This is a genomic window from Pelomonas margarita (genome assembly GCF_043555875.1).
Classification (GTDB): domain Bacteria; phylum Pseudomonadota; class Gammaproteobacteria; order Burkholderiales; family Burkholderiaceae_C; genus Pelomonas; species Pelomonas margarita.
The window spans coordinates 497,704-520,707 of record NZ_JBIGHW010000001.1; the positions used below are offsets into that span (position 1 = coordinate 497,704).

A 23,004-nucleotide genomic window follows, 5' to 3' on the forward strand; every position below is an offset into this window, starting at 1 on the left:
GTAGAGGTGGTTGAGCTCGATGCTGGGCGTGGCGGTGCTGCCGTTGATGACGGTGCCGTCGCCGTAGTCGACGGTGTAGGTCCAGCCGGCAGCGCCGTTGTCCTGGCCGTCGCTGAAGCTGATGGTGCGCGCGAAGGTTGCACCTTCGCTGAGCACGGCATTGCCGCCGGCCTCGAAGCTGACCGTGGGCGTGGGCGCAGCAATCACCACGGCCTGCGAGCCGGCGGCAAAGCTGCCGTCCTCGTCCACCACCGTGACCGAGATGGTCGCGTTGCCGGCGCTGGCGAAGGTGTGGGTGACGCTGCCGGTGGCGGCCGCGACAGTCTGCGCCGGACTGCCATCGCCCCAGTTGATGATGTAGCTGGTGGCGGTGTCCTGGCCCGGGTCGACGCGGGCGCCGAGGTTGAGCGTGTAGGCCTGGCCGGCGGTGGCGGCACCGCTGCCGCCCAGCGCCAGCGTGGGTGCGACGTTGTTGACATCGACGACGCGGGTGGCCTGCGTGGAGCCGCCGTCCTCGTCGCTGGCCGTGACGGTGATGGTGCGCGCCGTCGTGTTGACGGGGCCATCCTGGTCGTCGGCAAAGACATGGCCGACGCTGCCGCCCAGCGTGGCGAGTTGTGCTGCGGTGACCACCTGAGCCGGGCTGCCGTCACCCCAGTCGATGCTGTAGCTCAAGGTGTCGGCGTTGACGTCCGAGCCGGTAATGGCCAGCGCGTACGTTGCGCCTTCGTTGGTGGCAGCGGCGCCGGCGAGGCTCAGGCCCGGGTTGGCGTTGACGATGCCGATGGTCTTGCTGCCGATCGTGAAGCTGCCGTCTTCGTCAGACGCGGTGACGCTGATGGTGCGCGGCGTGCCGGCGCCCACGCCGTCGGCGTAGACATGCGTGAAGACACCGCCGGCAGCGGCCCATTCAGCTGCCGTGAAGTTGCTGTTGGGCGTGCCGTCGCCCCAGTTGATGCTGTAGCCGGCGATGGTGTCCTGCCCGGGGTCGACGACGGTGCCGACGTTCAGCGTGTAGGCCGTGCCCTCGACCACCGTGTTGGCGCCGCTGACCGGCGCCGTGGGGGCCACGTTGGCCACGAAGACGCTGGAAACGCCGGCATCGACGAAGGTGCCGTCCTCGTCCGTGACCTGCACGCGGATCTGTCGCGTGATGTTGCCGTCGGCGTAGGTGTGCGTGAATTGGCCGTTGGCAGGGAAGCTCGCGGCCGGCACCACCTGCGCGACGGAGCCGTCGCCCCAGTCGATGACGTATTCGGTGGCGACGTCCGTGCCCGGGTCGTTCTTGGCCAGCGTGATCGTGTAGCTGCTGCCTTCGGCAATCGAGCCGGCACCGTTGATGCTGACCGTGGGCGCGACGTTGTTGACGGTCACGAGGAAGCTGTCGCTGCCTTGCTGGGTGATGAGGCCGGAGTCGTCCACCGTCACAGTGACGGCGAACGGGCCGCCCTGGTCGGCATAGGCATGGCCGATGTTGAAGCTGGTCTGCCCGGCGGCCAGGAAGCCGGTAGAGGTTTGTCCGTCGCCCCAAGTGACGGTGTAGCTGCGGCCGTTGGGCGACTGGTCGGTCGGGTCGTCGAAGGTGATGGTGCGGGTGAAGAACGCGCCTTCGTTGACGGTGGCGTCGGCCCCCGCATCGACGGTGATGACCTCGGCCGGTGCGCTGACCGCGATGGTCTTGCTGCCCGCCGGGTTGTAGGCGCCGTCCTCATCGGTGAGGCCCACGAGGATCGTCTTGCTGCCCGTGGTCAGGTAGGTGTGGGTGACGATGCCGTTGGCCGGCAGCGTGGCGGCGGTGAAGGTCTGCACCGGGCTGCCATCGCCCCAGTCCACGCGGTACTCGCTGACGGTATCGGCACCCGGGTCGGCGGGGTTGCCAAGATCCAGCGTGTAGACCTGACCCTGCTCAACGGTGTTGTTGCCGGCCAGGCCGATGGTGGGCGCGACGTTGCCGATGGTGGCGGTGAAGCTGCGCTGCTCGATGCTGTTGGGCAGGCCCTGCTGATCGTTGACCGTGACGGTGACGGTGTAGGCGCCGTTGTCGGCGTACACGTGGTTGATCTGCGGCGTGGCGCTGCTGGTGGTGAACTGGGTGTCGGCGCTGCCGTCGCCCCAGTTGACGGTGATCCGATGGCCTTCGGGATCCGGGTCGCCGATGTTGAGCGTGGCGGAGAAGGTGCTCCCTTCGCTGCCGTTGCCGTTCGGGATCAGGGCCAGGCGCGGTCCGTCGTTGATGTTGTCCAGCACGATGTTGGTGAACACCGGGGTGGACGCGAACGCAATGCCGTCACTGCCGGTCCAGCGGAACTGGTCGGCTCCGAAGAAATCGGGGTTGCCCTGGTAGGTCAGCAGGCCGGCCTCCAGGTCGGCGATGCTGATCTCCTGGCCGATGGTGACCGGCGTGCCGTTGAAGCGAAGTTCGCCGGAGGCCGGCGGCGTGATGATCTTGATGGCCTGCAGGCTCTGGCCGTCGGGATCGACGAAGCCACCCTCGAACAAGGCATCGGTCAGCGTGATGAGTTGTTCCTCGGTGCCGTTGACCAGCACGTCGCTGACGTTGGGCGCCGTGTTGCTGAAGCGTTGCAGTCGGATCTCGTAGGTGTCGTTGCCGCCGTCGGGGATGCCGTCGCCGGTCTGGTCGCTGCTGTAGATGTAGCCGGCGTAGGCGATGACGAAGCCGCCATCTGCCATGCTGGCCACGGCCGGTTGGGACTGCACATGGGGCTGGTAGCTGTTGACCAGCGTCTCGCCATCGACCGCGCGGCCGCTGGCGTCGTACTGCTGCATCTTGACGTCCCAGCCCGTGCTGCTGCTGTCGCTCCAGGTGACGACATAGCCGCCATTGGCCAGGCCGGTCACCTCGGGCTGCGACTGCGTGCTGCTGATCGTCGTGTTGACGCGGTACTCAGTGCCCTGCGGGTTGCCCAGCGCGTCGAAGCGTTGGGCGTAGATGCCGGTACTGGACAGGTCCTGGCCCTCGGATTCCCACACGGCCACGAAGCCGCCACCGCTCAGCGCGGCGACCGACGGCATCGCCTGCGTGCTGTTGACGTAGGCATTCACCTGGAAGGATGCGCCCTGGGCCACACCGTTGGCATCGAAGCGCTGGCCGAAGATGCCGGCGCCCGATCCGTCGCGGCTGTCGTCTCGGTAGAGCACGACGAAGTCGCCGCTGGTCAGCGTGGTGATGGTGGGCTGGTATTGCGCGACGAACTGGCCGGTGCCGACCGGGTTGGCGCGGGTCTCGGCCCCGAGCGCGACGCCGTTGACGTCAAAGCGCTGGAACATCACGTCGTAGAACTCAGTGTTGCCCGCGACGGTGGCGCCATCGTCGTACCACGCCACGATGTAGCCCGTCGCCGTGGCTGTGACCGCCGGCTGGTACTGGTTGGAGTCGACGCTGGTGTTGACGCGGGCTTCGCCGCCGGCCGTGCTGCCGTCGGCGTTGTAGCGCTGGCTGTAGACGCCAGCGCCGCTGCCGTCCTGGCCGTCGCCGCGCCAGACGACCACCCAGCCGCCGTTGGACAGCGCAGCGACCTGGGCCTCGTACTGGGCGCCGCTGGTGGTCGTGTTGACCCGCACTTCACCGCCGACGGCGGCGTCATTGGCGTCGTAGCGCTGCTGGTAGATGCCGTAGCTGCTGCCGTCCTGGCCGCTCTCGTCCTGCCAGGTCACGACGTAGCCGCCGTCGGCCAGGCGGGTGACGGAAGGCTCCAGTTGGTTGCCGCCACGCGAGGTGTTCACCACCTTCTCGATGCCGAACTTCACCGCGCCATCGGTCTCGGGCGTGACGTTGATGGTGACGGTGCGTGCCTCGCTGGCGCCGCCGTCGCCATCGGTCACGCGGATGCTGACCGAGCGGCTGGCAAGTGGGTTGCTGGCGGTGTTGGCGTAGGTCAGGTTCTCGATGACCTGCTCGACCGCCGCCACCGTGGCGTTGGCATTGAACTGCACAGCCAGCTTGTTGCCGTTGGCGCCGTTGTGCGTGATGGTGCCGATGGCCACGCCCTGGTAGCTGACGGTGTTGCCCAGCACGCTGACCTGCTGCGCGCCCGTGCCCTCGCTGAGGATGCCCAGCTGGTCTTGCGCGTCCAGGCCTTGCAGGCCGAGCTGGTCCTGTGCGCCGTAGCCGGTCAGGTAGTTGACCTCCAGCACGCCGCCATCGAAGTTGGGCGAGTCCACGTCCTGCAGGCCTACGCCGGCATCGATGCGCTGGGGCAGGGCGTTGATGGTGTTCTCGGCGAAGGTGACACTGCTGGCCACGTCGACGAGCTGCGGGTCACCCTGGCGCACGAAGTTGGCGGGCGTGCCGAACAGCTGCTGGTAGACGTTGTATTCGTTGGTGCTGTCGTCGTAGTCGCGGAAGGACACGACGAAGGCGCCGTTATCCAGGCCAGCGATGGTGGGCGCATCGCCGTAGTTGCTGCCGTTGGGCGCGAGATCGGCCTGCAGCTCGCCGTCGATGCGGGCGCCATTCGCAGCGAACTGCTGGACGGTGATCTTGCCCTGGTCGTACCAGGTGACGGCGAAGCCGCCGTGCGTCAGCGACGCGACGGCCGGCTGTGACTGGTTGCCGCTGACGGTGGTGTTGACGCGGAATTCGCCGCCCACGGTGCTGCCGTCCGCCGCGTAGCGCTGGGCGTACACGCCGTCGCTACTGCTGTCTTGCGCGCGGGACGTCCAGGTGACGATCCAGCCGCCGTCGGCCAGGGCCGCTGCCGCAGGATCCCACTGGTAGTTGGCGGTCTCGCTGTTGACGCGGAAGGCAGCGCCGACCGTGGCGCCGCTGTTGTCGAAGCGCTGGCCGTAGACGCCGGACAAGCTGCCGTCTTCCGTGTCGTCGCGCCAGAAGGCCAGGAAGCCCCCTGCGGACAAGCCTACGAAATTCGGCTCGTACTGGTACTCGAACGTGCCGGTGCCTGCAGGGTTGGCACGGGTCTCCACGCCTTGAGCCACGCCGCTGGCGTCGAAGCGCTGGAACAGCACGTCGCCGTGCTCGGTGTTGGTGGGGTTGGTGTAGGAATCGTCATACCAGCCGACCACGAAGCCACCGTTGGACAGGCCGGTGACGGTGGGCTGGTACTGGCTGCTGTCGACGCTGGTGTTGACGCGGAACTCGCCGCCCAGCGGCGTGCCGCTGTTGCTGAAGCGCTGCGCGTAGACGCCTGCGCCGCTGCCGTCCTGGTTGGCCGAACGCCAGACGACGACGTAGCCGCCGCCGCTCAGCGCGGCAACTGCCGGCTCGGTCTGCGAGTAGGGCGTGTAGCTGTTGACCTGGAACTCGGTGCCGATGGGCACGCCGTTGGCGTCGAAGCGCTGGCCGTAGACGCCGTACTCCCAGCCGTCCTGCGTGGTCTGGCTTTCCCAAATGGTGACGTAGCTGCCATCCGACAGTCGTGCGGTGGCCGGGCTGGTCTGGGTGCCGGGCTCGTAGCTGTTGACCTGCGCGTTGCCGTGCAGGGCCTGGGCGCCGTCAGCCTCAGGCGTGATGTTGATCTGGATGGTGCGCGCCTCGCTGGCGCCGCCGTCGCCATCGGTCACGCGGATGCTGACGGTGCGGGTGGCCGCCGGGTCGCTGAAGGTGTTGGCGTAGGTGAGGTTCTCGATCACCCGCTCCACCGCCAGCACGGTGGCGTTGGCATTGAAGCTGATGCTCAGCTTGCTGCCGTTGGCGCCGTCGCTGGTGATGGTGCCGATGGCCGTGCCGCCGTAGCTGACGGTGCTGCCGCTCACGCCCACCTGGCCGGCGCCGCTGCCCTGGTGGCGCAGGCCCAATTGGTCTTGCACGGACAGGCCGGACAGGCCGAGCTGGTCCTGCAGCGCATAGCCGGTGAGGTAGTTCACCTCCAGCGAGCCGCCGCCGAAGTTGGCGGAGTCGGCATCGGACAGGCCGATGGTGGCGTCCAGCAGTTGCGGCGTGCTGTTCACCGTGTTCTCGGCGAAGCTCACGCTGGCGTTGACATCCACCAGCTGCGGGCTGGCCTGACGGGTGTCGGTGGCGGCATTGCCGAAGAACTGCTGGTAGACGTTATAGGTCGTGCCCTGGGAGTAGTCGTAGTCGCGGAAGCTGACGACGAAGCCGCCGTTGGCCAGACCCACGACGCTGCTGGTCTCCGCGTTGCCGTTGTTGTCCATCGTGTCGACGCGCAGCTCGCCATCCAGGCGTGCGCCCGAGGCATCGAACTGCTGCACGTACTGCAGACCCTGGCTGGTGTACGAGACCACGAAGCCGCCGTGCGAGAGCGCCGTCACGTTGGGCAGGCCTTGGGTGCTGGTGGTGACCGTGTTGACGCGGAATTCGCCGCCCACCAGGCTGCCGTCGGCTGCATAGCGCTGGCCGAACACGCCGTCGCCACTGCCGTCCTGGTCGCGCGAATTCCACACCACCACCCAGCCGCCATCGGCCAGCCCGGTGGTCGACGGGTTCCATTGGTAGTTGGCCGTGGTGGTGTTGGCGCGGAAGACCGCGCCGCTGGCCGCACCGCTGGCATCGAAGCGCTGGCCGTAGACGCCGGACAGGCTGCCGTCCTCGTTGTCATCGCGCCAGAACATCACGAAGCCGCCGCCGGTCAGGCCCGCCACGGCGGGTTCGTACTGGGCGTCGTACTGGCCTGTGCCGGTGGGATTGGCGCGCGTCTGAGGCCCTTGCGCGACACCGGCGGCGTTGTAGCGCTGGAAGAAGACGTCGTAGTACTCGCTGTTGGTCGGCGTGGTCGACCCATCGTCGTACCAGGCGACGACGAAGCCGCCATCGGCCAGCGCGGTGATGGCGGGCTGGTACTGGTTGCTGTCGGTGTCGGTGTTGACACGGAACTCATCGCCCAGCCGCGTGCCGTTGTTGTCGAAGCGCTGCGCGTAGACGCCGGCGCTGCTGCCGTCCTGACTGTTGCTGCGCCACGTGACGACATAGCCCCCGCCGGCCAGGCCGGTCACGGCGGGCTCGGACTGAACATCTCTCGTCTCGTCGTTGATGCGGAATTCGGCGCCCACGGGCACGCCCTTGGCGTCGAAGCGCTGGGCGTAGACGCCCGAGCTCCAGCCGTCCTGGCCATCCGAGGCCCAGACGGTGATGTAGCCGCCGTCGGACAGGGCGGCCGAGCTTGGGTCTTCCTGGTTGCCAAGGCCGTAGGTGTTGACGCGCTCGTTGCCGAACAACGGCGCGGCACCGTCGACGTCGGGCGTGACGTTGATGGTCACCAGGCGCGGCACGCTGGTGCCGCCGTCGCCGTCGGACAGGCCGATGCTGACCGTACGGCTGGCCACCGGCGCCGACGAGGTGTTGCGATAGGTCAGGTTCTCCAGCACCGCTTCCACGGCGGCGGCGGTCGCAGCGGCGTTGAAGGTGACCACCAGGTCCGCGCCGTTTTGGCCGTTGCCGGCGATGCTGCCGATGGCCACGCCGCCATAGGTGACGGTCAGGCCAACCAGGCCCACCTGACCGGCGGCGCTGCCCTGGTGGCGGATGCCGAACTGGTCCTGCTGCGCGGCGGGGTCGGCCAGCTGGGCAGTCTCAATGTTGCCGTAGCCGGAGATCACGCTGACCCACAGCGTGCCGCCGTCGAAGTTGGCGCTGTCGGGGTCGACGATGCCCACGCCGGTGTCGATGAGCTGCGGCGTGACGTTGACGAGGTTTTCCGCGAAGCTCACGGCCGACACCACATCGGTCAGTACCGGGGCGGCGGAGGTGGTGATGCTGCCTGCCGTGCCCAGCAGCTGCTGGAACACGGCATAGGTGTTCTGGGTGCTGGACTCCTGGTCGTAGCCGGCCCAGACGATGACGGCGTTGTTGCCGTTGAGGCCCACCACATCGGGCAGGTACTGCGTGCTGGCCGTGGTGGTGTTGATCAGGCGCGGGCCGTCGACCTTGGCGCCGCTGGCGTTGAACTGCTGGGCCCAGACGTCGTAGCCATTGCCGCCGACGGCGCTGCTGGCGTTGCTGTCCCAGGTGACGATGAAGCCGCCGTCACCCAGCACGGCGATGCGGGCGTAGTCGTTGGATGCCGAGGTGTCCTGCGTGCTGACCAGTACCTCGCCGCCGAGCTTGCTGCCGTCGGCGGCGAAGCGTTGCGCATAGACCTGGCCGCCGCTGCTCCACCACGTGGCGACAAAGCCGCCACCGGGCAGGGCGGCGATGTCGGCGCCGTATTGGTTGGACGCGATCGTGGTGTTGACCGCAATCAGCCCGCCGACCTTGTTGCCGGCATTGTCGAAACGCTGGGCGGCCACACCGTAGCCGTTGCCGTCACCGCTGGTGTCGCCCCAGAGGGCGACGAAGCCGCCACCGTCCAGCGCCGCGAGTTGCGGCTGGAACTGCGTGGCCCCGCCGGTCGTGTTGAGCGCGAACTCGGCACCCAGCGGGTTGCCCGATGCGTCGTAGCGTTGGGCCAGCACGTCATAGGTGTGGCTGCCCGCTGCATTGTTGTAGTCGCTGCGGAAGGCGACGATGAAGCTGCCATCGGCCAAGCCCAGCACGGCCGGTTCGTACTGATCGGCCGTGGTGGTGGTATTGACGCGGAATTCCGGCCCGGCGGCCGTGCCGTCTGCCAGGTAGCGCTGGGCATAGACCCCGTAGGTGCCGCTGCCGTCCTGCCCCTGGGCCCGCCAGGCAATCACATAGCCACCGCTGGCGAGGCCGCCGACGGCGGCTTGCGCCTGGTTGTTGAGCGTGGTGGTGTTGACCTGGAATTCAGCGCCCACGGCCGCACCGTTGCTGGCGTAGCGCTGGGCGAAGACGCCGTGGCCGTCGCCGTCCTGCGAAGCCTCGGACTGCCACACCACGACATAACCGCCGTCATTGCTGCCCATCAGGCGGCCGACGACTGGGGCGGTCTGCTGGCCCACCTCGTAGCTGTTGACCTGCTCCTGCGGGCGCAGCGCCACCAGCGCGGCCGCATCGGCCTGTGGCGTGATGTTGATGACGATGTCGTCACTGCCGCTGCTGTTGCCGGCGTTGTCGGTCAGGTTCAGGCGCACCGTGCGGCTGGGCAGCGGCTGGGCGGAGGTGCTGGCGTAGCTGAGGTTCTCCAGCACGCGCTCGACGATGGCCTCGGTGGCCGCGGCCTTCCAGGTGATTTCGAGACTGCGGCCGGCCGCGCCGTCCAGCGTGGCGCTGATGGTGCCGACGGACACGCCGCCGAACTGCACGTCGCTGCCGCTGACACCGACCTGGCCGGCGCCACCGCCCTCATGGCGGATGCGCAGCTGGTCGTCCGCGCGGTTGGTGCTGGACAGGTAGCTCACCGTGAGCTTGCCGTTCAGGAAACCGCCGGCGGCGCTATGCACCAGCTGCTGGGCGCCGTCGATGACGGCGCCGGCCGCGACCTGAGCTTCGGTGAAGGTGACGCTGCTGGCGACATCGTCCAGCACCAGGGCGCTGGTGCTGACGCTGTTCTGGATGGTGATGGCCACCTGGCTGGCGTTGCTGGCACCGCCGTCACCGTCGGTGAGGCGTAGACCCACGTAGCGGTTGGTGGTGCCCGCCGGCGGCGCGGTGTGCAGGTAGGTGATGGCTTGTGCCACCGCCTGCACGGCCGCGGCGTCGGCATTGGCGTTGAATGTGATGGTCAGCGCGCCGATGCCGGCGCCGCCGCCCGTGAAGCTGCCCACCACGGTGCCGCCGACGCTGATGCTGCTGCCGCTGACGCCGACCTGGCCGGCGCCGTTGCCCTGGTTCTGGATCCCCAGCGCGTCATTGGCGCTGCCGTTGGACAGGAAGTTGACGAACAGTTGGCCGCCGTCGAAGTTGGCGGAGTCGGCGTCCGACACCAGCACGTCGAAGTCGATGGCGCGCGCCACGCCGGCGTAGTTGGCGCTGTCGGCCGGGGCGTTGCTGAAGAGGCGCTGGGCGCGCACATCGCCCAGCACCGGGCTGGCGCTCGTGGGCGCCAGCCCGGCGGCATCGCCGAAGCGCTGGGTGCGGATCTCGTAGGTGCTCTGGCCGGACTCATTGACGGTGTTGTAGTCGGCGTAGGCGATGACGTAGTTGCCATTGCCCAGGTCGGCGACGGCCGGCGTGCGCTCGGTGCTGTTGGTGTCGGAGGCCAGCTTGCGTTCGCCGTCCATGGGCACGCCGGTACTGCTGAACTCGCGGATGTAGACATCCGACGTGGTGCCGGCGCCGGTGATGTCGTAGTTGTCGTTGTACCAAGTGACGACGAAGCCGCCGGTGGACAGGCCGGTGACCTGGGCCTCGTACTGCCCGCCAGTCAGGCGCTCGTTGACGATGAACTCGCCGCCGAGCTTGTTGCCGGCGGCGTCGATCAGCTGGGCGTAGACGCCGTAGCTGTTGCCGTCGTTGCCAGCTTGGTCTTCCCACACGACCACCCAGCCGCCACCGGCCAGCGCGGCGACGCTGGGCGTGGATTGGTTGCCGCCGCTGGTGGTGTTGACGACGAAGGTGCTGCCCAGCACGCCACCGGCGCTGAGCGTGCGGCCGAAGATGCCGACACCGCTGCCGTCCAGCCCCTGGCGGTCCTCCCAGACGATGAACAGGTCGCCGTTGGCCTGGGCAGCCACATCGGGCAGGTATTGCGTGCCGGCCTGGGCTGTGCCGGAGACGACGTTGATGCGGACCTCGGCGGCCGTCTGCGCGCCGGCGTTGTCGAAGCGGCGCAGGTAGATGTCGGTGCCGTTAGCGCCCGCCGGGCCGGATTCAGAGGCGTAGGCGATGGCAAAACCACCGGTGTAGCCGGCCAGCTGGCCGTGGTACTGACCGTTGGTGGTGCTGGTGTTGAGCACGACGTTGGCACCGACGGCTGCGCCGTTGCTGCCGTAGAACTGGCCGACCTGCGCCCAGCTGCTGCCATCGGCGCTGGGTGTGACGTTGTCCTGCCAGGTGACGACGAAGCCGCCGTTGGACAGGGCCTCGACGTGCGGGAACTCCTGGTCGTTGCTGCTGTTGGTGCTGATGCGGAACTCGGTGCCAAGGGCGGCGCCACTGGCGCTGAAGCGCTGGCCGTAGACGCCGTCGCCGCTGCCGTCCTGGCCGGCGGACTGCCAGACGACGACGTAGCTGCCGTCGACCAGCGTGGCAACGGAGGGCGCCTCCTGGTGGTTCTCGCGGTAGGTGTTGACGACCGCGGATTCGCCACCCACGGCGGGCGCGCCGTCCAGGCTGGGCGTGACGTTGATGGTCACGGCGCTGGCGGTGCTGCTGCCGCCGTCGCCGTCGGACAGGCGCACGCCCACGGTGCGGATGGCGTCGGGGCTGGACGAGGTGCTGGCGTAGGTGAGGCTCTGGATCAGGGCCTCGACGGCCTCGGCGGTGGCGTTGGCATTGAGTTCGACGCGCAGGGCGGCGCCATTGGCGCCGGTCGCGGCGGCAGCAATGCTGCCGATCGCTGTGCCGCCGAAGCTGACGGTGCCGCCGGCGACGCCGATCTGCCCGGCACCGTTGCCGACATGGCGCACGCCCAGCTGGTCGGTGGCCTGGCCGCCCTGCACGTAGAACAGGTCCAGCCTGCCGCCGGCAAAGTCAGCAGAGTCAACGTCGACGACGCTGACGGCGGCATCGATGAGCTGCGGTGCGGCGTTGACGTCGTTCTCGGCGAACGTGACGCTGGCTGCGACGTCGCCGATGACGGGGTTGGCCTGGCGTGCCAGGCTTGCCGCGCTGCCGAAGAGCTGCTGCGCGATCTCGTAGGTGTTGCCGCCGTTGCCAAGCACCGGCGTGACGTTGTAGTCGCTGTAGGCGACGACAAAATTGCCGCTGGTCAGCGCTGCGATGGCGGGATATTGCTCGGTGCTGTTGGTCTGCGAGACCAGCTTGCGCTCGCCGTCGATGGGCACGCCGGCGTTGGTGTACTCGCGGATGTAGACGTCGGCTGTGCTGCCGCTGCCGCTGATGTCGTAGTTGTCGTTGTAGTACGCGACCACGAAGCCGCCGCTTTGCAGCGCCACGACATGGGCGTCGTACTGGCCGCCATCGCGGCGCTGGTTGACGATGAACTCGTCGCCCAGCTTGGCGCCGGCGGCGCTGTAGCGCTGGCCGTAGACGGCGTAGCTGCTGCCGTCGTTGCCGCTCTGGTCTTCCCAGACGACCACGAAGCTGCCGTCCGACAGCACGGCGACGTCTGGATTGAGCTGGGTGCCGGCGGTGGTGGTGTTGATGAGGAAGGTGGCGCCGAAGGTGCCGGCGGCGGCGTCGTACAGGCGGCCGTAGACGCCCCAGCCGCTGCCGTCATTGGTGTTGTCACGCCAGACGATGGCGAGGTTGCCGTTGGCCCAGGCGGCCACGTCGGGCACGTCCTGCGTGCCGGGCGCTGCGACGCCGGCGACCAGGTCGCTGACGCGCAGGTCCGATGTGATCACGGCGCCACTGTTGTCATAGCGCTTGAGGTAGATGTCGAAGCCGTTGCCGCCGGCGTTGCTTTGCGAGGACCAGACGACGGCGAAGCCGCCGCCGTAGCTGGCCACCTGGCCGTGGTACTGCTGGTTGGTGGTGGCCGTGGCCACGCGGAAGGCGCTGCCGGCGGCATCGCCATTGGCGTCGTAGCGCTGGGCCCACTGGCTCCAGCTGCTGCCGTCGCTGGTGTCGTCCTGCCAGGTCACGACCCAGCCGCCGCCGCCCGCACCGGTCAGGCCGGCGACCTGCGGGTAGTTCTGGTGTCCGCTGACCTGCGTGTTGACCCGTACCTCGCCGCCCACGGCCACGCCCACGCTGTTGTAGCGCTGCATGTAAACGCCGTCGCCGCTGCCGTCCTGGCCGCTGGACGCCCAGGCGATGACATAGCCGCCATCGGCAAGCGCGCCGATGTGCGGGTCTTCCTGGGTGCTGCCCGAGTAGGTGTTGACGCGCTCCTCGCCGTGCACGAGCGGCGCGCCGTCGAGCGCGGGCGTGACGTTGATGGTGAGCAGCGACACCTCGCTGGTGCCGCCGTCACCGTCGGCCACGCGCAGGCCGACGGTGCGTGAGGCCGCCGGGCTGGACGAGCTGCTGGCATAGCCGAGGTTTTGCAGCAGTGCCTGCACGGCGTCCTGCGTAGCCGCGGGCAGCAGGTCGATGCGCAGGTTGGTGCCGTTGCTGCCGCCGCTGAGCGTGCCGATCGCGACACCGCCATAGCTGATGGTGCTGCCGGCCACGCCGATCTGGCCGGCGCCGGTGCCGTCGTTGCGCACGCCCAGGCGGTCCGTGGTTTCGCCGCCGCTAACGTAGTACAGGTCGATGCGGCCGCCCGCGAAGTCGGTGGAATCCACGTCGTTGAAGCTCAGCGACGCATCCAGGGTCTGCAGGCCCGCGTTCGCGGCGTTCTCGGCGATGGTGACGGTGCTGGCGAAGTCGCCGATCGTGGGGCGCGCCTGGCGCGGCAGTTCGGCCGCGCTGCCGAAGATCTGCTGCGCAATGCCGTAGCTGTTGGTGCCGCCCGTGACGCCGGTGTCGTAGTCGGCGTAGACAACGACGAAGTTGCCCTGGCCGAGGTCGGCGACGGCAGGCTCGAACTCGGTGCTGTTGGTGGGTGAGAGCAGCTTGCGCTCGCTGTCAACGGCCACACCGGCAGCGTCGTACTCGCGGACGTAGACATCGCTCGTCGTGCCCCCGCCGCTGACGTCGTAGTTGTCGTTGTACCAAGTGACGACGAAGCCGCCGGTGGACAGGGCGGTCACCTGGGCCTGGTACTGGCCTCCGATGGTGCGTTCGTTGACGAGAAACTCGGCCCCGACCTTGTTGCCGGCCGCGTCGAAGCGTTGGCCGTAGACGCCGTAGCTGCTGCCGTCGTTGGTGCTCTCGTCCTGCCAGACGACGACGAAGCTGCCATCGGCGAACATGGCCACGGCGGGTTCGTTCTGGGTGCCGGCCGTGGTCGTGTTGACCTGGAAGGTGGCGCCGAAGCTGCCGGTAGCGGCGTTGTAGGTGCGACCGAAGATGCCGTAGCTGCCGGCACCGTCGTTATTGCCGTCGTCGCGCCAGACCATGACCAGGTCGCCGTTGGCGCGGCTGGCGATCTCGGGCAGGTACTGGGCGCCGGTCTGCGCGGCGCTGCCGCCCACACCGTCGCTGACGCGCAGCTCACCACCGATCTTGTTGCCGGCGTTGTCGAAGCGCTGCAGGTAGATGTCGTAGCTGCTGCCACCGGCATTGCCGCTGGATGCCCAGACGACGCCGAAGCCCGCAGCCACCGAGCCGCCGCCGGCCCAGCTGACGGCGTCGCTGTAGCGCTGCGTGCCGCTGGTGAAGGTGTTGGCCGTGAAATTGCTGCCCACGGGCGTGCCGCTGGCGGTGTAGATCTGGCCGATGACGCCGTCACCGCTGCCATCAGCGCTGGCGCCGACGTCGTCCCAGATCACCACGTAGTTGCCATCGGACAGCCCTGTGACGCGCGGCATTTCCTGCGTGCTGCCGCGGGCGGTGTTGATCCGGGTGATCTCCGGGCCGATGGGCTCGCCGCTGGCGGACATGCGCTGGCTGTAGATGTCCCAGTTGGCCTCGTGCTGGTTGTAGCCCTGCCAGACCACCACATAGCTGCCATCGGCCAGTACGGCCACGTCGGGGTGGCGCTGATCGGCGGCGCGCACGCTGTCGACGGCTTGCTCGCCGTACAGCGCGGGCTGGCCATCGGCCTCGCGAGTGACGAGGATCTCCTTGGCGTAGCCGGGGCTGGAGCCGCCGTCGCCGTCGCTCACGCGCAGGCCGATGGTGCGGCTGGTGGCCGGGCTGGCGTTGGTGTTGGCGTAGGTGAGGTGCTGGATGAGGTGTTCGACGGCATCCACCGTCGCATTGGCATTGAACGTGACCACCAGGCCGCTGCCGTTGCTGCCGCCGCTGAGCGTGCCGAAGGCCGTGCCCTCGAACAGCACGGTGCTGCCCGCGACAGAGATCTGGTCGTCGCCCGTGCCCACGCTGCGCACGCCCAGCTGGTCTTCGGCGCTGCCGCCCTGCACGTAGTACAGCTCCAGCCGCCCGCCGTCAAAATTGCTGCTGTCCAGGTCGGTCAGGCTGACGGCGGCGTCGATGATCTGCGGCCCGGCGTTGACGAGGTTCTCGTTGAAGGTGACGCTACCGCCCAGCGCGCTGCTCTCCCAGTCACCGAGCGTCGGCGCGGCCTGCTGCAGCGCTGGCGCGGGGCTGGAGCCGAAGATCTGCTGCATCACGTCGTAGCCAAGGGTGGCGTCGACGTAGGCGCTATAGGTGACGGTCCAGCGGCCGCCGCCCAGGTCAGCCAGCTGGGGCTCGCTCTCTACGCGGCTGAGGCTGGTGGTGATCCGAGTAGGCAGCTCGGCGGCGCTGCCGTCGGCGTTGTAGCTGCGCACCCAGAGGTCCTGGTTGCTGCCCTCGGCGCTGCCGTCGCTGTACCAGGCGACGACGAAGCCGCCGGTGGACAGCATCAGCACGGACGGCTGGAATTGGTTGCCGCCGGTCACGCCGCTGTTGACGAGGAACTCGCCACCCAGCTTGGTGTTGTCGGCCGCAAAGCGCTGGGCGTACACGCCCGAGCCGCTGCCGTCGCTGCCGTCGCTGCGCCAGGCAACGACAAAACTGCCGTCAGCCGCAACGCTGACGCTGGGTTCGTACTGATGGCCGGCGATGGCCGTGTTGACGAGGAAGGTGTCGCCGAAGGTGCCCGTGCTGGCGTCGAAGCGGCGGCCGTAGACGCCGTAGCCGCTGCCGTCATTGCCGGACTCGTCCCGCCACACGATGACCTGCGCGCCCGAGGCGTTGCCCGCAACGCGCGGCTGCGTCTGTTGACCGGATTGAGCCGCCGTGGCGCCTGCACCCGTGGCCGTGCCGGCCAGTACCTCGGCGCCGTTGCGGCTGCCGTCGTTGTTCCAGCGTTGCAGGTAGATGTTGTAGGTGCCGTCTGGGGAATAGCCGGTGTAGACCGTGGAGTAGCCACCCGTGTAGCCGGCGCCGTCGAAGACGGCCTGCGTGCTGTTGGTGATGGTGTTGACCACCGTGTTGCTGCCTTGCGCAACGCCGGCTGCGTTGTAGCGCTGGGTCAGCACCGTCCAGCCCGAGCCGTCGATGCCGTTGTTGTCCTGCCAGCCGATGACGAAGCCACCGTCGCTCGTGGCCAGCACGCGCGCAGCCTCCTGCGTGTTAGCCGCCGTGCTGCTCACACGAAGTTCGGCGCCCAGCGCCGCACCGGTGGCTGTGAAGCGCTGCGCGTAGATGCCCCAACCGCTGCCGTCCTGCCCGTTGGACTGCCAGACGACGACGTAGCTGCCGTCTGCCAGGACCGCGACGTGGCTGGCACTCTGCTCGCCGGCACGGAAGGTGTTGATGCGCTTTTCGTTGGACAAGATCACGGCGGTCTCCGGTGTGCTTTGCGGCGCCGATGTGGCGCCATGCCGGCATTGCGCCGGCCGGCCGCGTGCGCATGGGCGCACGAAGCCATGAATCCAGGCGAGCTTGTACGTGGTGCGCGATGGCGCTTTCAATCACTAGCTGCTGAAATCCCCTGGCTCGCGGGGGGGGTCTTTCCATACGTCAAGTTAGGGATTGGTTGGCGGGGTTTCGGGGCGTTATGGCGCCAGTTCAAGCCCGCTTTCGCGACGTTGGAGAATGCCCGGATGAGCAAGGCGTTCACCAAGGAATCCGAGGCCGCAGACGACGATGGCGATGGCCCCGCGCTGCCCGCGCTGCCGGCCGGCACGCGCAACTACATGACGCCCGCCGGTTATGCGCGGCTGCGGGCGGAGTTCATGCAGCTCATCGACGTGGAGCGGCCCAAGATGGTGGAGACGGTGTCCTGGGCGGCCAAGAACGGCGACCGCTCGGAGAACGGCGACTACCTGTACGGCAAGAAGCGTCTGCGTGAGATCGACCGCCGGCTGCGCTTTCTCACGAAGCGGCTGGACATTGCCGAGGTGGTGGACCCGAGCGCCCACCATGGCAGCGAGCAGGTGTTCTTTGGTGCCACCGTCACGTACGCGAACGCGCGCGGCGACGAGAAGACCATCACCATCAAGGGCATCGACGAGTCGGACAGCCTGGCCGGCGAGGTCAGTTGGGTGTCGCCCATCGCCCGCACGCTGCTGAAGGCACGGGTGGGCGACGAACTCAAGCTCGTCACGCCGGTGGGCGTGGAGAGCATCGAGGTCGTCGAGGTGCAGTACCCGGCGCCTGCGGCTGGGGGCTGATCAAGACTTTTTCGGCGCGGGCTTGAGCAGCGAGTCGGCGCGGGCCTTTTCTTCGGAGCTGAGCTGGGGGCGATGACGGGCAGCGCAGCCTCCGCCCGCTGATGGCCTAGACGCTTGCTCAGGCTGCACCATGCATAAGCGGTGGCCAGATCGTTGGCCCCGCCCTGGCCGTGAGCCATGCGCCACTCGATGAGGTGTGAGTGAGTTCATCTTGTCTCCAGTGGCCGTCGATGGATCAGGATTACTTGTTGCGCGCCCTGCTGATGCACATCAAACCCCGGCACAACCCTGTCTTTGTCGAGCATTTGGGTTTTGTCAGCCTGGGAATAACGTTAGCCAGGATGGCTTGCGACCTTGCATCGGGATCGGGTAGCAGCAAAAAAAGCGCCAGGGCAACACGTGCCATCTGGCGCTCTCTGGATGAAGATGCGGGAGCTCCCGCCTTCCCGCCCCCTGCGGGTCAGGATTTCTTCGGTGCCGGCTTCAGCATCGCCTCGGCCCTGGCCTTTTCCTCGGGGCTGAGCTTGGCTGCGAGGGCAGGCAGAGCGGCGCTGGCCTGTTCGTGGCCCAGTCCCTTGCTCAGCGAGCACCAGGCGTAGGCGGCTGCCATATCCTTGTTACCGCCTTGTCCCTGGGCCAGCATGACGGCGAGGTTGAACATCGCATCGGGCTGGCGCCGCTGCGCGGCAGCCTGAAACAGTTGGCGTGCGGTGGTGAGGTTCTGGCCGACGATTTCCCCGCTGTAGAAGTAGGTGGCGAGTGCGTTCTGCGCGTCGGCGTGGCCCTTGAGCGCGGCGTCCTTGTAGAGCACCACGGCGCGTTCCGGTGCCGGTGCCGGCAGACCTTCACCGAGATCCAGCATGCGCGCAGCGGCGTAGGTGGCTTCCAGGTGGCCCGCCTTGACGGCGGCGTTGTAATAAGCGCCGGCGCGTTGGAGGTCCAGCGGTACACCCTCGGGCTGCTTGGGCAGTTGATGGTGGTAGAGCTGCCCCAGCATGTACAGGGCCTTCACGTCGCCCGCTTCGCTGGCGGTCTGCAAGAGCTCAAGCGCTTGCTTGGCATCGCGTTTGGTGCCGACGCCGCTGAGGTTGGCCTGGGCCAGCAGCGTGCCGGCGGGCTCGAAGCCGTAGTCCAGTGCCTTGGTCCACCACTTGTAGGCCTGGGCCGGGTCACGCTTGGTGCCCTGTCCCGTCAGGTGGATGCGGGCCAGCAGCAGTGCGGCCTCGACGCGGGTGTTGATGTTGTCGGGGCGCTTGGGGTCGAACTTCAGCCGGTCCTTGACGGGGTCGTAGCGCGCGTCGACGACTTCCTTCAGCCATTCGACGGCCTTTGGCGTGCTGGCGGGCGTTCCCAGGCCCAGCAGATGAAGCCGGCCCAGCATCATGGCCGCCTCCTCGTAGCCGAGCTTCTTCCAGCCTTCCTCGAACTTCGCGCGAGCCTCCACGTAGTTCCCGGCCTCGTAGGCCTCAAAGGCCTGGGTCAGCGACTTGTCCTTGCGCGCGATCCAGTTGCGGCCGGCAGAAAAACGCTTGTCGCTGGCGCCGCAGGCGACGGCCGGTGACGTACCGCTGATGTCGTCGGGGTCGGTGGTGGTGGGATCCAGCGGACTTCCCGCAGTGCCCGTCTTGGCATTGCCGGCCGGGCTCAGGTCGCTGAAGCGCTCGGCTTCGTTGGACGGACTGTCCAGCAGGCCCATGTCGCGCATGTAGGCCAACGTGACATCGTCATCCGCGGCCGAATATCCACTCAAGAAGCCGCAGGACGATGCGAAACCTCGCCCGAGGATCTTGTCCTTGGCGGCGGTGATGATCGAAGGATCGACACCACCGTTGCGCTTGCCGGTCACTTGGACCGAGCTCAGCGCCTGTGTCGGCGCAGGCGCGTTCGACGGCTTGGCGCCGTCGGCCTGCTGGGCGCCGGCAAGCGGCGCCGCGAAGGCCAGGGCAAGGACGGCCCGTGCCGCCCAGTTCAGTTGAAGAAATGGGCGGTCGGTGCCGGTCATTTTGTCTCCCTGTTCTGTTGCTTAGCGCGGGCTGCGCAGTGTGAAGCCTACCGTGTAGCGGCGGCCGGCGTAGTCGTCGGTGTAGATGTTGGGGATGCCGCCGGCGTAATCCTGGTAGCCGCCCGTGTTCACTTGCTTGCGCTCGCCGGTCAGGTTGCGTGCGTCGGCAAAGATCTCCAGGCCGTTCTTGAACTTGTAGGAAACCTTCGCATCAACGAACGCCGTGCGCGGAGAGAACATCGGCGCGCCAGGGTTGTACGGCAGGCGCCAGGTGTTGGTGCCAACGGATGGGTAGTTGTTGACCAGGATGGCGCTGTTGTCAGCACCCGGCGTGAAGCGGCTGTAGCGCTCGGCCACCACCTGCATCGCGACGCGCGCCTGGAAGGCGCCGTCGTCGTACCACAGCGAGGCGTTCCAGGAATACTTGGGCACGCCGGCTGGCGGCAACACGTCACCACTGATCAGATCCAGCGTCGGACGACCTTGCTTGTCCTTGGCCTTCGTGAAGTTGGCGTCCAGGCCGGTGTGGCGCAGGATGGACGGCAGGAAGGTAAATGCCGTCTTCATGCTGAACTCAATGCCCTTGCGCGTCGAGGCCGGCTGGTTGTCCCAGGTGGTGTAGGTGAACTCCTGGTCGGCCAGCGACTGCCCGGTGAACGGGTCGACAGCAGTGCTGTCCTTGAACAGTCGCACGTTTTGGCGTGAGACGGTCAGGGTTGGCGCACCGATCAGGCCGCGTTGCTTGTAGTAGGCCAACGAGAACATCGTGTCACGGTTGGCAAACCATTCCAGCGACAGGTTGTGATTGACGTTGGTCTGGGGCTTGAGATCCGGGTTGCCGAAGCGGCCGCAACCCTGGTCGGGTTCGTCACCGTCGTCGTCCGTCGACGCCGCTGAATAGACGAACTCGTACATGTTGCAGGTGCCTTCGGGCAGCAACCGGGAGATGCCAGGGCGGGCCACCGTCTTGCCAACGCTGTAGCGTGTCACCAGCTTGTCAGGCACGACCCAGGTTGCCAGGTTCAGCGACGGCATCACGTCAGTGTTGCTGCCCTTGACGGAGGTGTTGGTTGTCTGCGTGTAGCTCTGCAGGCCGGCGGCGTTGTAGGGGTCAGCGGGATTGAAGCTGCTGGCGATGACGCGGTTGGAGCGCAGCGTCACGAAGCCCGTCGCATCCACATCGGTCTTGACCATGCGGACGCCAAAGTTACCAGCGACTTCCATACCGAATGGCAGGGACCAGTTCGTGAACGGCACGCGGTCGACTTCGAAGTCCGTCATCAGGTAGGCGGCGGTCACCGTTTCCTTTGAGCGGCGTACCGGGGTGTCGTAGACCTTGCCATCGCTGGCCGTGCATTGGCGCAGGCAGTCCAGCTGCACCGGCACGCCGGCGAGCTGGAACAGCTTGTCGATGTCCAGGTTGTACCAGCCGTTCAGCAGGGTGGATGGTCGATCCTTGGAGCCGCTGTAGAACTGGCTGGCGGGAGCCATGGTCATGGTCTGGCGAACGATCTCCTCGAACTGCGCCTTGGTCAGCGTGGTGGTGCCGCCCACGTTGTTGCTGGCGATGCCCTTGTTCAGCGTCGTGTTGGGCACGTAGCCGTACGCACAGGGTTTGCCAGGCCTCGTTGTGCCCACGATCAGCGAGCCCGGCGTGTTCTCGCAGCCGACGAGATTCCAGCGCGAGTTGACCGGCTCCATGTAGACGCCTGGCACGAAGCCGGCGTTACCGAACGTGCCAACGGGCTCTTTGATCGTGCTGCCGCCGCCGCCCCAGAAGTCGCCCTTGTTGGTGCGGTACTGCACGCCACCCTTGAGCGATGTCAGGAAGGGCACCTTGTCCACAAGGTTGTAGGAGAGATCCAGCTTGCCGTTGCGCTCGCTGTTCTCGGAGTCGTAGGAGCGGATGACCTGCAGCACCGAAGTGTTGGTGTACTGCGCAGTCCGGTCGGCAGCGTACAGGGGCGATGAAACAGGGTTTGTCGCAGAGGCATTAATTGCGGCCTGCTGCACAGCCGGATTCAGCGTCGCGTAGCGCGGGAAGTTCAGCTGATCGGTGCCACCAGGCATCGAGAAGGCCCAAAGGCCGTCTGGCTGGATGGCGAAATTGGCAATGCCGGCGTTGTAACCGAACGAAGCGCGGCGGTCATAGCGCATCGCCGTGTTCTTGACCAGGCCCGCCATGAACTGGGCCTTCAGTCGATCTTTTTTGTACTCGGCGCCTGTGACCAGCGTTTTCGTCGTGGTGTCGATGGTGCTGAAGATGGTGTCGGTGGTGTAGCCGGCGTTGTCGATCGAGTAGCTGGTCAGATGGTGCGAAGAGTCGACCGTGTAGCCCGGCAGGATGGTGGTCGTGGCGCCCATGGTGAGCGGCCGCGTGACGCCGTTGTTTGCCGTTGCCGCGGGGTACGAGTACATGTTGGGCAGCAGGCTGCCCGTGAAGTTCGCACTGGCGGGCGGTAGCGTGCGGGTCGCCGCTCCGTACGTGGCCGGGATGTTTTCGGTGTAGGCACTGTTGAACTGCGGCGTGCTGCCCAAGCCCAGGAAGGTCACCCAGTCGTTCACCTGGCGCTTGGCACTGGCCAGCTTGGTGTAGACGGTCAGGTCGTTGTTGACCTTGAAGTCGAAGCGGACGTCGGCGTTGTCGCGGCTATCTTCCTGGCGACGCAGGTTGTAGCGGATGCCACCGGCGTTCGACGGCGTGTAGTCGTTCCACTGGTTCAGGCAGGTGATCTGCTCTGAGTTGCGCTGATTGATCGCGGCGTTGACCGCAGTGTTGCGCGTCGAGTTGGTCGTGCCCAGCACGATGGAGCCGTTCGCGGCAGGCTGGCCGGCAGCAGGGGGAGTGGTCAACAACGCCGGAAGGTTGGGGAAGGCCGTGAAGCAATCGGCCTTGGTCTGTGCAGCAGCGGACTTGGTGAGCAGTTCCAGCGGCGTGGCTGAGTTGAACGTACCCCCCCCGACCAGCGGCGAGGACAGGAAGACCGCAGTCGCGGAAGGCTGCGTCTGGTCCAGCGTGCTGGGGTTGAAGGAGAAGGTCTTCTCGGGCGAGTTGTCGAGGTCGAGCTGGCGCACCAAACCTTGCTGGTTGTTGGTGCCGCCCTGCGTGATCGCGTGCATCTCGCTGTTCGTGCGCGCCTTGCTCACGTTGAGCAGCACGCCCAGCTTCTTGTCCAAGAACTTGTCGGCCAGGATCACGTTGAAGCGAGGCGTGGTCTGCTTGACCAGGTCGCTCTGCGTGGCCTCGCCCTTGATCATGTAGAAGGGCTTGTCGAAGTCCAGGCCGGTGCGGGTCTGGATCTGGATGCCGCCACCCAGTGAGCCTTCGGTCATGGCTGCGGTGGAGCCCTTGATGACGTCGACGCTCTTGATGAGGTCAGCCGGCAGTTCACGGAACTCGGTGCCCCGACCGTCGCCGCCTTCGGCGCCGCGGCCCAGCAGGTTGGTGCCGGCACCCGATTCCACCCCCATGCCGTCCACTTCGACGCGAGTCAGGTCAGGACCGTTTCCGCGGACTGAGACGGTGACGCCCTCGCCGAAGTCGCCCCGTTCCAGTGACACGCCAGCGATGCGCGAGATGGCTTCGCCGATGTTGCGGTCTGGGAAGGCACCAACGTCTTCCGCCACGATGGAGTCCTGAGCCGTCGCCGCGTTCTTCTTGCGGTTGATGGACGACTGCTGCGACTGGCGCGTGCCGACCACCAGCACGGTTTCCAGCTCGTTGACCGGTGCCTTGGGCTTGGCCGCCTCGGCAGGCTTGGCGGCTGGTGCGGACGCCGCAGCCGCAGGCGCGGCCGGTGTCTGGGCGATCACGGCCTCGTGCGCCATCAGCGCCAGGGCGAAGGAAACGGCGGTACCGATGCGGTCACGCCGCAGCAAGGGGGTGCTGGTCATGGTCTCTCTCCGTGTTGGCCGGTCCCGGTCCG

The 23,004-nt window shown here is 67.3% G+C and carries 4 protein-coding genes; 1 reads left to right on the forward strand and 3 read right to left on the reverse strand.

Annotated features, from left to right (window positions below; genetic code table 11):
* A partial coding sequence (locus ACG0Z3_RS02255; RefSeq protein ID WP_394394893.1) for a PKD domain-containing protein occupies window positions 1–16,242 on the reverse strand: 16,242 nt, incomplete at its 3' end.
* A gap of 264 nt (window positions 16,243–16,506) precedes the next feature.
* Here ACG0Z3_RS02255 and greB point away from each other — a divergent pair.
* Complete coding sequence (gene greB, locus ACG0Z3_RS02260; RefSeq protein ID WP_394394895.1) at window positions 16,507–17,076, forward strand: transcription elongation factor GreB; 570 nt, start codon at window positions 16,507–16,509, stop codon at window positions 17,074–17,076.
* A 460-nt stretch (window positions 17,077–17,536) separates the two neighbouring features.
* On the opposite strand, the gene ACG0Z3_RS02265 is transcribed toward greB, so the two are convergent.
* Together ACG0Z3_RS02265 and ACG0Z3_RS02270 are read right to left on the reverse strand one after the other, a co-directional pair.
* Entirely contained in the window at window positions 17,537–19,078 is a 1,542-nt protein-coding gene (locus ACG0Z3_RS02265; RefSeq protein WP_394394897.1) for a tetratricopeptide repeat protein, read from the reverse strand.
* Window positions 19,079–19,099: 21 nt separating this feature from the next.
* On the reverse strand, window positions 19,100–22,972 hold the full coding sequence (locus tag ACG0Z3_RS02270) for a TonB-dependent receptor domain-containing protein (RefSeq protein ID WP_394394899.1): 3,873 nt from the start codon (window positions 22,970–22,972) through the stop codon (window positions 19,100–19,102).
* Between the last annotated feature and the right edge of the window lie 32 nt (window positions 22,973–23,004).